The sequence below is a fragment of the Sphingomonas sediminicola genome (genome assembly GCF_049991885.1).
Classification (GTDB): Bacteria; Pseudomonadota; Alphaproteobacteria; order Sphingomonadales; family Sphingomonadaceae; genus Sphingomicrobium; species Sphingomicrobium sediminicola.
The window spans coordinates 1,940,569-1,954,845 of the sequence record NZ_CP178916.1 but is presented as its reverse complement, the minus strand read 5'-3'; the positions used below and the strand labels follow the sequence as shown (position 1 = coordinate 1,954,845).

General features: G+C 63.8%; 14 protein-coding genes. 7 read left to right on the top strand and 7 right to left on the bottom strand.

The window, feature by feature from the left end; genetic code table 11:
* Nucleotides 1-42 precede the first annotated feature (42 nt).
* Complete coding sequence (locus ACMC5O_RS10160) at nucleotides 43-984, top strand: LysR family transcriptional regulator (RefSeq protein ID WP_426692800.1); 942 nt, start codon at nucleotides 43-45, stop codon at nucleotides 982-984.
* Here ACMC5O_RS10160 and ACMC5O_RS10155 read toward each other — a convergent pair.
* The 3 genes from ACMC5O_RS10155 to ACMC5O_RS10145 all read right to left on the bottom strand — a co-directional run bounded on the left by ACMC5O_RS10155 (nucleotide 919) and on the right by ACMC5O_RS10145 (nucleotide 3,051).
* A complete protein-coding gene (locus ACMC5O_RS10155; protein WP_187708882.1) occupies nucleotides 919-1,320 on the bottom strand; it encodes a carboxymuconolactone decarboxylase family protein in 402 nt (133 codons plus the stop codon). The genes ACMC5O_RS10160 and ACMC5O_RS10155 overlap by 66 nt on opposite strands.
* Nucleotides 1,320-2,513, bottom strand: a complete 1,194-nt coding sequence (locus tag ACMC5O_RS10150) for an MFS transporter (protein ID WP_426692799.1) — start codon at nucleotides 2,511-2,513, stop codon at nucleotides 1,320-1,322. Before ACMC5O_RS10150 ends, ACMC5O_RS10155 begins: the two co-directional genes overlap by 1 nt.
* An 88-nt stretch (nucleotides 2,514-2,601) precedes the next feature.
* The gene (locus ACMC5O_RS10145; protein WP_187708883.1) at nucleotides 2,602-3,051 is read right to left on the bottom strand and encodes a cupin domain-containing protein; all 450 of its coding nucleotides are present in this window, start codon (nucleotides 3,049-3,051) and stop codon (nucleotides 2,602-2,604) included.
* Between the two features lie 244 nt (nucleotides 3,052-3,295).
* Between ACMC5O_RS10145 and ACMC5O_RS10140 the strand changes: the two genes are divergently transcribed.
* The 6 genes from ACMC5O_RS10140 (at nucleotide 3,296) to ACMC5O_RS10115 (ending at nucleotide 8,781) form a co-directional block, all read left to right on the top strand.
* A complete protein-coding gene (locus tag ACMC5O_RS10140; RefSeq protein WP_187708884.1) occupies nucleotides 3,296-4,120 on the top strand; it encodes a 3-hydroxybutyrate dehydrogenase in 825 nt (274 codons plus the stop codon).
* Between the two features lie 7 nt (nucleotides 4,121-4,127).
* Complete coding sequence (locus ACMC5O_RS10135) at nucleotides 4,128-5,426, top strand: NAD(P)/FAD-dependent oxidoreductase (RefSeq protein ID WP_187708885.1); 1,299 nt, start codon at nucleotides 4,128-4,130, stop codon at nucleotides 5,424-5,426.
* The gene (locus tag ACMC5O_RS10130; RefSeq protein WP_426692798.1) at nucleotides 5,423-6,562 is read left to right on the top strand and encodes a patatin-like phospholipase family protein; all 1,140 of its coding nucleotides are present in this window, start codon (nucleotides 5,423-5,425) and stop codon (nucleotides 6,560-6,562) included. The genes ACMC5O_RS10135 and ACMC5O_RS10130 overlap by 4 nt, the downstream gene beginning before the upstream one ends.
* Nucleotides 6,563-6,665: 103 nt before the next feature.
* Nucleotides 6,666-7,181, top strand: coding sequence for a DUF302 domain-containing protein (locus ACMC5O_RS10125; RefSeq protein ID WP_187708886.1), 516 nt, complete (start codon nucleotides 6,666-6,668; stop codon nucleotides 7,179-7,181).
* A 2-nt stretch (nucleotides 7,182-7,183) separates the two neighbouring features.
* Nucleotides 7,184-7,357: a hypothetical protein gene (locus tag ACMC5O_RS10120; protein ID WP_426692797.1), complete on the top strand. Its 174-nt coding sequence runs from the start codon at nucleotides 7,184-7,186 to the stop codon at nucleotides 7,355-7,357.
* Entirely contained in the window at nucleotides 7,354-8,781 is a 1,428-nt protein-coding gene (locus ACMC5O_RS10115) for a hypothetical protein (RefSeq protein WP_187708888.1), read from the top strand. Before ACMC5O_RS10120 ends, ACMC5O_RS10115 begins: the two co-directional genes overlap by 4 nt.
* 24 nt (nucleotides 8,782-8,805) lie before the next feature.
* On the opposite strand, the gene ACMC5O_RS10110 is transcribed toward ACMC5O_RS10115, so the two are convergent.
* The 4 genes from ACMC5O_RS10110 to ACMC5O_RS10095 are packed head-to-tail and all read right to left on the bottom strand — an operon-like array spanning nucleotide 8,806 to nucleotide 14,197.
* Nucleotides 8,806-10,695, bottom strand: a complete 1,890-nt coding sequence (locus ACMC5O_RS10110) for a glycoside hydrolase family 15 protein (protein ID WP_426692796.1) — start codon at nucleotides 10,693-10,695, stop codon at nucleotides 8,806-8,808.
* Nucleotides 10,692-11,546 (bottom strand): hypothetical protein, encoded by an 855-nt coding sequence (locus tag ACMC5O_RS10105; protein ID WP_426692795.1) that lies wholly within the window; start codon nucleotides 11,544-11,546, stop codon nucleotides 10,692-10,694. Before ACMC5O_RS10105 ends, ACMC5O_RS10110 begins: the two co-directional genes overlap by 4 nt.
* The gene (locus ACMC5O_RS10100) at nucleotides 11,543-12,856 is read right to left on the bottom strand and encodes a mechanosensitive ion channel (protein ID WP_187708890.1); all 1,314 of its coding nucleotides are present in this window, start codon (nucleotides 12,854-12,856) and stop codon (nucleotides 11,543-11,545) included. Before ACMC5O_RS10100 ends, ACMC5O_RS10105 begins: the two co-directional genes overlap by 4 nt.
* A gap of 12 nt (nucleotides 12,857-12,868) precedes the next feature.
* The gene (locus ACMC5O_RS10095) at nucleotides 12,869-14,197 is read right to left on the bottom strand and encodes a replication-associated recombination protein A (RefSeq protein WP_187708891.1); all 1,329 of its coding nucleotides are present in this window, start codon (nucleotides 14,195-14,197) and stop codon (nucleotides 12,869-12,871) included.
* Nucleotides 14,198-14,277 lie beyond the last annotated feature (80 nt).

Genomic DNA, 14,277 nt, shown 5'->3' with positions numbered 1-14,277 from the left:
GTGTAAGTAATCCACGCCTCGAACCCCGAGGGGAACGCGCTCATGGAAATGCAGCAGGTTCGGTATTTCGTCGCCCTCGCGGGTACGCTGAACTTCACGCGCGCTGCCGAGCAGTGCAACGTCAGCCAGCCCGCGCTCACTCGGGCAATCCAGCAGCTGGAGCACGAGCTGGGCGGCCCGCTATTCCATCGCGAACGCGGGAACACACACCTGTCCGAGCTCGGACGGATGATGCTGCCCTACCTGAAGACGGTCGAGGAAAGCTGCCGGGCAGCGCGCGACCAGGCCAAGGCAGTAAAAAAGCTCGAGCAGGCGACACTCACGATTGGCACCATGTGCACGATCGGTCCCCAATTGGTCTCCGATTTGCTCGTTCGATTCCAGGCACAGCATCCGGGCGTGGAAGTGCGGATCATCGATACCGGCGCCCCCCAGATGATCGAATTGCTGGAGAAAGGCGACCTCGAGGTTGCCATTGTCGGCGTCCCGGACGAGCTGCCGCCGACCCTGCATCAGCTTCCGATCTTCGAGGAACGGTTTGTAATCGTTCTTCCGCCGAACCATCGGCTGGTTGCGCACAACCCGGTCCGCGCCGCCGAGCTGGACAAAGAGCCATATGTCAGCCGCTCCAATTGCGAGGTGTTCGAGCCGGTTCGGAAGGAGCTGTTCGCTCGCAACATCTATCTGCAACAGGTCTTCAGCTCGCCCCGCGACGATTGGGTGCAGGGGATGATCAAGGCCGGCCTCGGACTCGGTTTCTTCCCGGAATTCAGCGTGACCGATCCCGATCTCGTGGTCCGGCCTTTGGTCGAGCCGAGCTTCACCCGGACGATCTATCTCACGACAGTGCGAGGCCGTCCCTATTCGCCGGCGGTCGGAGCGTTCGTGCAGGAGGCTCGGCGATATCCTTGGCCGGCGTCACGAATGGCAGCCGCCGGGGCAGACGCGATCTCCCTCCAGCAGCAGATCATGGCAGTCGGCTAAGGCATTCAGCGCCGCCGGGAATCCGCCGTAGACGGCGGATTGCATCAGGATCTCCACGATTTCCGCCTTGGAGATGCCAAGCTTGGTCGCTGCTGCGACATGGTGTCGCAGCTGCGGGCCGCCGTGCCCGAGCGTTGCGAGCGCAGCGATCGCGACGATCTCGCGGTCACGCATGCCGAGGTCGGCTCGCGAGTAGAGGTCGCCGAAAGGGAATTCGATCGCCATCCGCGCAAAATCGGGCGCCACTTCCGCAACCCGGCTCGTCAGGAACTGCTCGAGCGAGCCTGACGACAATTGCTGCATAATCTCCACGCCACGACGGTAACGCTCACTCATTACGCACCTTCCGGTCTGACAAGCTTGGACCCCAGCAACGCGGCCAGGGCCAACGCCGCGAACACGCCCGCAACTGCCGCGGTCCATCCGAGGCGGTCGAACAACTGGCCAATCACCGCTGCGCCGGCGAGGCCGCCGCAATAATAGGAAGAGAGGTAAAGACCGCTGGCGGCCGCCTTGTCTCCTCGGGCGATGCGTCCGACATGCCCGGTCGCGACAGCCTGTGCAAAGAACGTCCCTACGCCGACGAGAGTCAGTCCCGCGATGACCGAATAGAGGCTTGGCAGGAGCACCAGCGCGAGGCCGACGAGCGCGACGGCGAGGCTGCCCGCCGCTGCGGGGCCGGGGCCGATCCGGCGCACCGTGGATCCGGCCATTGGCGTTGTGATCATCGAGGGCAGGAAGACGAGGAAGACCAAGCCCAGCGCGGCCATCGACAGCGCATGCGGCGGGCGCATCAGAACGAAGCCGACGTAGGTGAAGATTCCGATGAAGCCGAACAGGATCAGGAATCCGATCGCGAACGTGCGGCGCAGCGCGGGGTCGGACAGATGCTCGAGCCATGCGTTCCAGAAACGGCCCTTGCGATCCATCGGCTCGGGTGCGTTCCGATGCAGGGCCACGGTGACCAGAGACGCGCCCGCGATGTTCAGCAGCGCGAAGAAAAGGAAGCTGTGCTCGGCGCCGACCAGGCTCGCGACGAAGGCGGCGGTCAGGCGTCCGATGAGGTTGCTCGCGACGACCCCCGTTACATAGGCGGCAAGCGCGTGCGCAGTCCGGACTTCGCAACGTTCCGCAAGGTGCGTCAGCGTCAATGTAAAGGCCGCGGCCATGAATAGGCCCTGCACCACTCGCAGGATCGCGAAGACAGTAAGGTTGGGAGCGAAGGCGAGCATCGCCGTCGGCAAGGATAGTACGAGCAGGCTGAGCGCGATCGCGCGCTTGCGCTCGATATTCGCGCTGAACACGCCGACGAGAAGCCCGGAGATCGCCATGCCGAGCGTGCTGGCGTTGGCTGCCAGGCCGATCTGGGCCGGTGTGACCCCGTAGGATTGCGCCAAGCTGGGCAGGATTGCCTGGGTGGCGAAAAGGTCGACCAGAGTCAGGAAGCCGATCACCGCGATGAGCAGCGATCGGTTAGCCGAAAGTCCGGCCGGCTCATGTGCGATCGCAGCGCGGGCAATGTCGGTCATGGCGCAGTCCTGAAAGGGATGGCGTCCCGCCCGGGGGCAGAGGCGGGACGCCGATTTGCCGGCGAGGGAGCGGTTGCCGGCGCGGGGATTACTGGCCGTGGAAGACGTCCGACGAGAGCAGGACGGCCGGCACGTTGCCGTGGTTTTCCCAATAGTGGCTGAGGCCATCGGCTTCGCGGCTGATGTCGCCGGCCTTGTGGTCGATCGGAGCGCCGCAAGCGGAGCTATGCTCGGTGATCGAACCGCTGATCACGTAGATCAGCGCGGGACGATCCTTGTGGCTGTGAAGTGGGACGATCCCGCCCGGCTGAACGACCAGGCGGCGAGTGCGCAACTGGCGGCCGTCGACACCGATCTCGGAACCGAGATTGATCGATCCGATCACGTCGTCGGTGACGCCCTTCGGCATCGTCGGCGCATTGGCGAGATCGCTTGCACCGGCGGTCGAGCACTGGCCAGCAACTGCCGGGGTGGCGAAGCTGCCCATGGCCGCAACGGCAATGGCAGCCGTCGCGAGCTTGGTCTTGAGATTGAACATTGCCGTCTCCTTGAAATCTTCGAATGGGACGGTCGCGAAAGCCGGACTGCAGGATGCCAGAGAGTGTCTTCAGTCCCGTGCGTCATCGGCTGAGTTGCCGGCTTTCACGACGCTTCATCAAATTACGGAGCGCGGGCTTCTCGCGGAAATCGCAAGGCCGCATGGACTTCATGCACGAAGCGCATTTCCATCATTCGCGTGTGTGGCCGATCCTAAGCGCTCAACCAGATTGGAGTGCTCGAAGATGGACATGCAGGTCCAGGAAATGACGGACATGAATCGTCCGCTTGCAGGTAAGGTCGCGGTTGTCACCGGATCCACCAGCGGTATCGGGCTCGGGATCGCCCGCGCCTTCGCCGAAGCCGGTGCAAACGTGGTCATCAACGGCCTGGCAGAGCAGCGCGAGATCGACTTCGTTTGTGAAGAGCTCGACGGGATCTGCCCGGTCAGCCGCATCGTCTACAATGGCGCGAACTTGATGAAGCCCGATGAGGCGACCGGCCTCGTCGAAGAGACAATCGCCGAGTTCGGCGGGATCGACGTCCTCGTGAACAATGCGGGCATTCAGCACGTGAGCCCGATCGAAACCTTTCCGCCGGAGAAGTACGAGGCGATCATCGCCCTCAACCTCTCGGCCGCCTGGTACACGTCCCGCGCCGCTTTCAGTCAGATGAAGCAGGCCGGTTTCGGCCGCATCATCAACGTCGCGTCTGCACACGGCCTCGTCGCATCGCCGTTCAAGAGCGCCTACGTCGCCGCCAAGCACGGCGTGATCGGCCTCACCAAGACGCTCGCGCTCGAGGGCGCCGAGCACAACATCACCTGCAACGCGATCTGCCCGGGCTACGTCTGGACCCCGCTGGTCGAGAACCAGATTGACGACACCGCCAAAGCGCGGGGTATTTCCCGCGAAGAGGTGATCCGGGACGTCCTGCTCGCAGCTCAGCCGAACAAGCGTTTTGCGGAAGTCGAGGAGCTGGGTGCGCTCGCGGTCTTTCTGAGCGGACCCGGCGGCCGATCGATCACCGGGACCGCGCTTCCGGTCGACGGCGGCTGGACGGCGCACTGAGACTGAAATGCAGGAGGTGAGCACTCGACCGCGCGTCGTCATCGTCGGAGCCGGCTTTGGCGGACTGGCCGCAGCCAAAAGGCTGGCCGGCCGGGCCGTCGATGTGACTGTGGTCGACCGGCGCAATCATCACCTGTTCCAGCCATTGCTGTATCAAGTTGCGACCGCAGCTTTGTCGCCCGCCGACATTGCGGCGCCAATTCGCTCGATCCTAGCGAATGCGCGGAACGTCCGCGTGCTTCTCGACGAAGTGCACGACGTAGACGCAGACTCAAACCGCGTCGCCCTCGCGAGCGGACGGAGCCTGGAATATGACTGGCTGATCCTCGCGACGGGCGCTCGCCACAGCTATTTCGGCCGCGACGAATGGGCCGCGCATGCCCCGGGCCTCAAGAGCATAGAGGATGCGCTCGCAATTCGCCGCAAGGTGCTGCTCGCGCTCGAACAAGCGGAAAACGAGACCGATCCCGAGCGCCGCAAGGCTTTGCTTACGTTCGTCGTTATCGGCGCCGGCCCGACCGGCGTCGAGATGGCCGGAGCGATTGCCGAACTGGCGCGCCGCGCGGTCTCCAGCGACTTTAGAAGCATCACTCCGCATTGCTCACGCGTCGTCCTGGTCGAGGCAGGAAAGCGGGTACTTTCCGCTTTTCCCGGCAAGCTGTCGGACGATGCGGCACGGTCCCTGGTCGATCTCGGCGTCGAGGTGCGGCTCGGTTCCCCGGTTTTCGACGTCGGCTCGGGCTACGTTCAGCTCGGCGACGAGTTGATCCTGGCTCGCACGATTGTCTGGGCAGCAGGCGTGCAGGCCTCGCCCGCCGCGGAATGGCTCGACGCCGAGCAGGACATGAACGGCCGGATCTTCGTCGAGCCCAACCTTCGGGTTCCATCTCGCGAACGCATCTTCGCGATCGGCGACACGGCCAACGCAGCCGATAGGAGTGGCAAGCCTTTGCCCGCCGTCGCACCCGTCGCCAAGCAACAGGGGCAATATGTCGCCGACGTCATTCTCGGCCGGCGCAAGGCTGCCTTTGCCTACCGTGACTTCGGCAATCTGGCGACGATCGGCCGCAGCAAAGCGGTCATCGACTGGGGCGCGCTGCAGCTCAGCGGCTTGACCGCCTGGCTGATCTGGTCGGTCGCCCACATCTGGTTCCTCGTGGGCTTCCGAAGCCGCATCGCCGTCGCGATCAGCTGGCTGTGGAGCTACGCGACCTACCAGCGAAACGCCCGCCTCATCACCGGCGAGCACCCAAGCACACCAACTCAACTGAAGCGTCTTCCGACGCTCGAAAGGAAATGCGCATGACAACTCTCGCCAACGAAGTGGCCGCGCTTGGCCAGACCGTGCTCGTCCTTCAGGGCGGTGGTGCGCTCGGTGCTTACCAGGTCGGCGTTTACGAGGCGCTCGACGAAGCCGGGATCGCTCCGCAATGGGTGATCGGCACGTCCATCGGAGCGATCAACGCCGCTCTGATTGCCGGGAGCAAGCCCGGCGAGCGCGTCGAGAAGCTGTGCGAGTTCTGGTCGCGGGTTCAGAACGATCATCTCATTCCGCAGGGCATGCCGAACTGGATGGCCACCGCCGCGCGCAACTTCCGCGCGATCACCGCGGGCGTGCCGTCCTTCTTCACTCCCAATCCGATGGCGTTCCTGAGCCCCCACAACCGGCTCGGGGCAGAAAAGGCCGGCTATTACACGGTCGATCCGCTGCGCCGCACGCTCGAGGAACTGGTCGACCTCGACCAGCTGAACAAGGGTGGGACTCGCATCACAGTTGGCGCCTCGAGCGTGCGCACGGCCGAGATGCGCTACTTCGATTCCCGGGACATGCCGCTGACGCTGGACCACGTTCTGGCCTCAGGCGCGCTTCCCCCGGGTTTTCCGCCAGTGCGGATCGACGGCGAGCTCTATTGGGACGGCGGCATCCTCTCGAACACGCCGGTCGAGGTCGTGTTCGACGACAATCCGCGAAAGGACAGTCTCGTTTTCGCGGTGCATATCTGGAACCCGCACGGGCCAGAGCCGGAGACCATCTGGGAAGTGATGAACCGACAGAAGGACGTGCAATATTCGTCGCGGGCCGCAGCGCACATCAAGCGCCAGCGGCAGCTGCACAAGATGCGGCACATCATTGCCGAGCTGAGCAGAATGCTTCCCGAGGACAAGCGCCGCGACAATCGGCTGGCGGACATGGCGTCCTACGGCTGCCTGACGCGGATGCACGTCGTCCGATTACTGGCGCCGGCGCTCGATCATGAAGATCACAGCAAGGACATCGACTTCAGCGCGAACGGCATCCGCCGGCGGCGCGAGGCTGGGTACCGCGACACGATGGAGACACTGGAGAAAGCGCCGTGGCGCGCTCCGGTTGACGACATCGAGGGTTTCATACTTCACGAAGCGAGCGGTGGGCGGATGGTCCAGACTGCTGCGGCGAGGTGATGCGCGAAGCGCATGCGTCCGGCGCATCGAAACCATGAGCAATCGCGATTTCTCCTGAGCCTCCAAAACGGCGAAAATCCCGGACAGGACAAGGAGAGATCAGATGTTCAGAAGCACGAAGCTCCACAAGAAATTCCTGGCGGTCCTGCTTCTCGCAGGTCCCGCGACGGTGGTTACGCCACTGGTGGCCACGGCCGCGAAGGCTGCAACTCCGGTCGCCACGGCACCGGCCGAGGGCGTGATCAGGCAGAAGAGCGACTTCGCCTTCGATGAGACGGTTACCCGCATCAAGGCGGACATCGCCGGCAAGGGCATCCGCTTTTTCGACGAGATCGACCACACGGCTCTCGGCGCCAGCGCAGACCTTCCGATCAATCGCTCGAAGCTGCTGCTGTTCGGCAATCCGCCGCTCGGCGTGCAGTTCCTGCAGTCCAATCCGCTTGCCGGCCTCGACTGGCCCGTGCGCATGCTCGTTACCCAGGACGACGCCGGACAAGTCTGGGTCAGCTGGAGCGACTTCCGCTTCGTAGCCAACCGCTACCAGCTCACCGATCGTGACGCGCAGATCGCCATGGCGAGCGAAGTCGCGGCCTCCATCGCATCTTCGACGAGGAAGTGATCATGCCCTATTTCACCTCCCCCAACGAACGCATCGTCGGCCCGCTGCCACGCCGCGACATCCTCGCCGTTTGCGCATTCCTGAATCGCCAACCGGCGAACAGAAGGGCCGAGACGAACGGCGACGCCGCTGAGAGATTCCTGGACCGACTGGCCGCCGCCGCCCGGATGCAATGACCGCCGAATTGGCGATCGACGCAATTCAAAGGGGTCTTCCGCCGCTGAGGGGAAGGCTCCTTTGGACGTACAGGCTGGCCTGGGTTTTGCTTGCAGCGGCGACGCTCGCCACCCTTGCTTTGGCGCTTTTCGATCCAGCCGTTCAGCCGCTGGTCCTCGGTCTAAGACTTCTCAAGTCCGCAATTGTTGGCGCGGTAGCGACGGTCCTCTTCTGGCGCCGGCAGCGCGACCCAGTTGCCGCGATCCTCTCGCTGGCCTTCCTTTGCTGGACGATCACCAGCAGCTTCGATTTCACGTCGGCGGCGGCTTTGCCGATGCTACTCGACCGCCTGCGCTTTCTGTTCTTCGCCTTTGCGCTGCTGCTGTTCCCTGACGGCAAGTGGCGCCCGCGATGGACGCGGGGTGTTGCCGTTCTCAGCATCGCAGTCTTCCTGCTGGGGGTTCTGGAAGCCGTCGGGCTGCTTCCAACGTCGCTCTTCCTACCTCTTGCGATCGTCTGCGTCCTCGCTGCAATCGTTGGCCTGATCCAGCGCTTCCGGGCCAGCTCGAGCGAGATGCAACAGCAACAGCTGAAATGGGTTGCTCTCGGGCTGGTGAGCGGCGTCGGGCTGATTTTGGTGGCGCGGACCGGAGCTGCGCTTTCCATGCCCGCCGTGGCATTCGAAGCGATGTTCCAGCTTGGTATCGTGCTGGTGGCGCTCGGCTTCCTCGTTCCCCTGTTGCGGTATCGGCTCTACGACGCCGAGGCCGTCATCAGCAGGTCGGCCGCTTACGCGGTCCTGACAGTAACGTTGGTCGCGACCTTCGCCGGCAGTGAATCCCTGATCGAATTGCTCGGCCAGCAGTACCTCGGCTCGGGCATCGGCCAGGTATCAGGAGCAATCGGAGCAGCAATCGCCGCGGTTCTCCTGACTCCACTGAACGATCGCATCAGCGCGTGGGCAGAGCAGAGATTCCAACGAGACCTGGTACAGCTGAAGGCTGAGTTGCCTGCCTTCCTTTCGGAGGCGCCCTCTGGCTGGTCCCCTCGCCAGGTCGGGAATGCGGTCCTACCGCGCATCGCCGACGCGATCCATGCGACGAAGCTGGCGATTGTAATCAAAGGCAAGGTGATCGCGGCCGACGGAATTGAGATCGGTAAGGTGTCGCGGTCCGCAGATGATTTTCTGCTGCGCCTTCCGTTTCGATGTCCCTTCGGCGGAGTGCAAGGCAGGTTGCTGGTCGGCCCGCGCCCGGACGGCAGTTCCTACGGAAAGGATGAGATCGAGGCGCTCGAGGAAGTTCTCCCAGCGCTGCGCCGATCGCTCTTGGCCGCCCTCGAACGTGAGACGGCTTATCGCTCACAGGCCAGGATGCAGCGCTCGCTCCGAGCGCAGATCGCTGAGATATCCATCCGGATTCGAAGCTTGGAATTGAAGGCCTAGCCGGCAGGGGAGCTTTGCGCTGTCCTACAGGCGCTCCCGCTCGAGCAGGTGCAGGACGTACGCCCCGGGGCCATAGCCCACCATCGGGATCGCGCCCGTAGGATCACCGATTTCACCGGGGAAAAGCTCGCACGGCACCGCAACGTACATTTCCGGGATGATGTTGTGGTCGGCGGCGGACTTGTCGACGATGCGGCTGAGCATCGCGTCGGCTTCCGCGTTCCGGCCAAGCCTCCGGTAGAGTTCCGCCAGAGTGAAATCGACGAACAGGAACTCCTGCCGCTCGTACCAATATTCGAAGATCTTGGGGTCCGTGTAAGTGCTGCGAACGCGGCGGTATCCGCCCGATGCAACCTTCAGCAGTTCCATCCTCTTCACCGTATCACGGATCACTTCCGGGTTACGGACGAGGCCGAAATTGATGACCGGAACCAACGCTCCGTCGATGTCGTTCTTGACGCCGTCCTCGAGCGTGCCGCGCAGCCTTCCATCGCGAATGAAGGCTTCATTGAAGCCCTTCTCCAGAAGAGCGCCGTCATGGATCGCTTGTTTGCGTGACGCCTCATCGCCGGCACGCCGCGCAACTTCCGCAAACTCGCGCAGCCCGACGATCGCCAAAGCGGTCGAGAAGGCGAAGTGCTTCTTGTCCTTCTGCCGCTCCTCCCAGATCGAGGTGTCGGCGGCGACGATCAGCCCGTCGCCATGCTTCTCCGTATTGGCCATGAGCGGCTTCACGATGAGATCGCGGGCGCTTTCATACAGTGGTCCGCGATGGGTTGCGGCCTTCGGCAGCTCCGGATCGTCGTACTTGCGCAGATACTCGCCCACCACCCAGAGCACTTCGCCCCAATTGTCGAACTCGATGTTGGTGCTGCCCTCCTGGGTAAAGAAGGGCTCCTCCTCGCCGTTCCCCCAATAGCGCACGACCGAGACCTGATAGTCCGCGCCGTTCACTTCACTCCGCATTTTGCCGGTCGGCCGGGCATTGAAATAGGCAAGCAGGGCCGCGCGCGCTTCAGCCCGGTGCCCCATGCGAATGAGCGCTGCAGTCGCCCAGGCCATGTCGCGGACCCAGGGCGTGGAATAAACGTCCGGCAGGGCAGCAACGATCAGCCCGTTGCCGTATCGGCCGGGCCGGTTCGGCTCGCGGCTCTGGGCGATGCGCAGCATGGTTTCGCTTTGACGCCAGAGGTGACGCTCTTTCTCGGACTTGAAGTGCACGGCCGGCTTGGCGCGCCATTGCTCGAACCGGGCGAGTTCGCGGGTGAGCAGTTTCCCGGAAGAAAGGCCCGCTCGCCAGCGCACGAATTCCTCGATGGCCGTTTCGGCCTCGCTCTCCTTCTCAATGGAGATCAACGCCCAGGCCGAACTCCCCACCAGGGTCTGGTCCATCCGCGCCGCTCCACCTCGCGGCCCGTCCAAGGGTATCACCAGCAAGTGCTCTTCAATCCCGTTGAAGCGCATCATCCGGGCATTGGTCCCGGCGGCGCTGACAAGTTTTTGGGATGCGAGCGGCCGGTTCCATTCGACACGCCACGTCGCCGTGCTCGAGCCGATAATCAGTGCCGGGCGATTGAATCCGAATGGCATGTAGAGCGTGCCGATGCCGTCGGCCCTGCGCATTCGGATGACGTGCGTGTCATTGACGTATTCTGCCATGCTCGCCCGGCCCGGTTCGCCCCAGCCGAGCGACTTGATGAAGGTGGGCGTCTCGATCCCTTCGCCCAACGAACTGGCCGGATCAGGCCGCGTGTAGCTGTGGGGATGGGGGTAGAATTTCGTCGCAGTCCCGCTCTCCGGCGCGATGACCGCGAACCCAAAGCCATTGCCCGTGACCAGATGGGAAGCCGCCGCCGGCACGGTGAACGAAAACCACAAGCAGATGAATGCAAGAACGCGCATCGCAGCCTTCACAGGACGCCGAAGGTCCAGCCTTCGGCCAGCGCAATCTCCCGCGTCAATCCCTCGGGCTCGAACGCGCCCGTCTCTTGTGTCGCAAGCGCGCGCATTCCGGCGGCGGTGACGAGGGCATCGGTCTGGTGATCGTTGGGCTCGAAGCTCAGCCGAGCCGGCTTGCTGCCGAGGCCGGCCAATGCGCGGTTGAGCTCGGCACGGGTGCGAAGCTTGGCGCCTGTCATACCGGCGCGGCGCAAGTAAATTCGCGTGTAGATTTCGGCGACCGCACTGCCGTGCTCCGGGAGTGGGTCCATCGGAAAGATCGCTACCTTGCCGTCGAGCCGATGGAGCAGCCGCATCCCCGAGAAGCTGGCCTTCGCCACCTGCGCTGCGCCGATCGCGTCAAACGCGCTTGCTGTCTTGCGTCCGCCTTGCGCGTTCAGCCGAGCGTCGCACTGGCGGAAATGCATGAAGTCTGCCTTCACGCCGTCGGCGATGCCGAAATAGAAGTGTCGCCGGTGAGCCATCTCGAGAAAGCTCGCCGCTCCGAGATCCTCGTCGTCGCACTTCGCGTCGACATAAGCCCAAAACTCGCGCGCGGTCTTTGGAACGCCGGGCTCGCCAAGCAGATATTCGCCGCGCTCGATGATCGGCGGGGCGAAGCTGAAGTCGAACCCGAACAGGGTCGGCTCCTTAGAGGCGCGCTTCAGCAACCAGTGAAGGACTTCCTCTCGCGACCAGATATGCCCCGGCCGGATCAGGCGGGGCGGAGCATCGTGCCGGGCCTCGGCAATCGCGATGCCCTTGTGCCGCCGCCCTTTCGCGCCGGACCAGTCGATCGCGACGAACGCGTCGAAGTGCGGCGTCACACCAGGGGCGGCTGGCGCTCATCCTCGCCCGTCGGGTCCGCCGGCTTCTTCAGTCTGGGCGGAGCGGGACGGCGGGCTGGCGGCATTTGCTCGTCCGCCCAGCGCTCCAGGATTCGCGCGGCTGCATCACGTCCGCCGAGGCCGAACGCGATGGCTGTGGCAACCGCCGCAGAACCGAGGATCAGGCCGAACGCCATCATCACGATCTGGTCGGCAAGTCCCATGAAGGTGAGGCCGATCGCGGTGAACAGGGCGATGATGGCATATTTGATAATCGTCTGCGCGTAATTGCCTTCCCCCGTGGAGCTCCCGACCAAGGTCGACAGGATGCGTGCCAGGAAGATTCCGACAACGATGATGACGGTGCCGAAGATAACCTTTCCGCCGAGCGCGGTAACCTGGAACAGCAGCATCGCGGTGGAATCGCCGCCGATCTTGTGGGCCGCTTCCATGAAGCCGACGATGAGCGCCGCGATCATGACGATGTTGCCCAGGATCCGCGACGGAACGGCGGTTGCCGGCATCATGCCGAGCGCGCGCAGCGCGTTGTCGATTCCCAGGCCCGGGAGGACGGTTTCGACCAGGCTCTTTCCCCAGCGCCCTAGGACGAAAAAGAATGCAAGGATGATTAGTGCTGCAAGCACGTTGGGGATCGACAAAGCGATGGTCTGGAGCATCGCGGTCGCAGGGTCGGAGATCGCCGAGATCTGCAAGACTCGAAGGGCACCGATCGCCGCGAAGATGATGATGATCGCGGAGACCGTGACCCCGACCGCCTTGGCGATCGAGCCGCGTGCCGGAGCTACACCGTCCTGCGCAACGCCACCTTCGTCGACCGCCAGAGGCGCGTCGCCGATCGAGATTCCGGCGCGGCTGAAAAGGCGCTCGAGGTTGAGCGCTCCGAGCGCCGCCTCCACAACGTGGCGGACGACGCGAGCGAGGATCAGACCTGCGAAGAACAGGACGCCAGCGCCGATTACTCGCGGAATGAAGGCGAAGACCTCATTGGTCATCACCGTTACCGGAGTGAGTACTTCGTTGAGCCCGAGCGGCTGGAGCGCGGCGACCAAGCCGACGAGCCAGACCAGCCAATAGACGAGGCGGCCGAGCTCAGTTCCGACCGAGTCCACGCCCGCCTGCGGATGGCGCTTCAGCACCGGCATACGGTCGATGAGCTTGGCCACGCCCCATTGCACCGCCTTGGCGATGAAGTGCGTGGCGATGAGGATGAGGATCGCGAAGACCACTCGCGGTCCCCACTGGATCAACTGGTCGCGCCAATAGGCCGCAGGCGGTTCGGTCTGGTACATGCTCACCCTCCGTTAGTCGTCGTCGGTTTTGCGCTTCTCGCGAAGCTCGTTCCAAAAGGCGATGCGCTCGGCAATCCGCGCTTCGAAGCCACGCTCGCTGGGCTCATAGAAAATCTGCCGGTCCATTTCTTCGGGCCAGTAATCCTGGCCGGAAAAGCCCGCGTCGGCGTCATGGTCGTAGGCATAGCCCTTGCCGTAGCCGATGTCCTTCATAAGCCGCGTCGGCGCATTCAAAATGTGCGACGGCGGCATCAGCGACGCGGTCTCCTTCGCACTTCGATAGGCACTCTTCTGCGCCATGTAGGCCGCGTTCGATTTGGGCGCGGTCGCGAGATAGAGGCAGGCCTGGACGATCGCGAGTTCGCCCTCGGGTGAGCCGAGGAAATCGTAGGCGTCCTTGGCAGCGAGGCACTGCACCAGCGCCTGCGGGTCGGCGAGGCCGATATCCTCCATCGCAGCCCGAGTCAGGCGGCGGAGGACGTAGAGCGGCTCCTCGCCCGCAACGAGCATGCGCGCGAGATAATAAAGCGCGGCCTGCGGATCCGATCCGCGCAGGCTTTTGTGAAGCGCGGAGATGAGGTTGTAATGCCCCTCGCGGTCCTTGTCGTAGACTGGGACGCGGCGGTGGAGCAGCGCCGCCATGCCCGCTGGATCGAGCGGGCTGTCGAGGTCGACGTCGAACAAGGTCTCGACCTGATTGAGCAGGAAGCGGCCGTCGCCGTCGGCGCTGGCCACCAGTGCATCGCGAGCATCCTTGGTCAGCGGGATCGGTCGGCCGACTTCGGCTTCCGCGCGCTGGATGAGGGTTTCCAACGCTACTTCGTTGAGACGGCGAAGGATCAGCACCTGACAGCGTGACAGGAGCGCCGCGTTGAGCTCAAAACTCGGGTTCTCCGTGGTCGCGCCGACCAGGGTGACCGTGCCGTCCTCGACATAGGGCAGGAAACCGTCCTGCTGGGCGCGGTTGAAGCGGTGAATCTCATCCACGAACAGCAACGTCCGCTGTCCGGCGCGAGCCGCGGTTTTTGCTTCGGCAAAGATCTTCTTGAGGTCGGCGACGCCGGAAAACACGGCGGAGATCGGCACGAAGCGCAGGCCGACCGCATCCGCCAGAAGACGGGCGATGCTCGTCTTGCCGGTCCCCGGCGGGCCCCACAGAATCATCGACGACAATTTGCCGGCCGCCACCATGCGGCCGATCGCACCGTCCGGTCCGGTGAGGTGTTCCTGCCCCACGACCTCGTCGAGCCCTTGCGGCCGCAGCTTGTCGGCAAGCGGGGCATTCGCCGCGGTCGCCGGTCGGGCGTGCTCTAGCTCTTCGTCGCTGAACAGGTCGGCCATCTGCGAATGCCAATGGCCCAGTGCTCCGAAAATTGCATCACCCGTCTTGTCGAAGATGTTACTGAGATATATCTTAGATG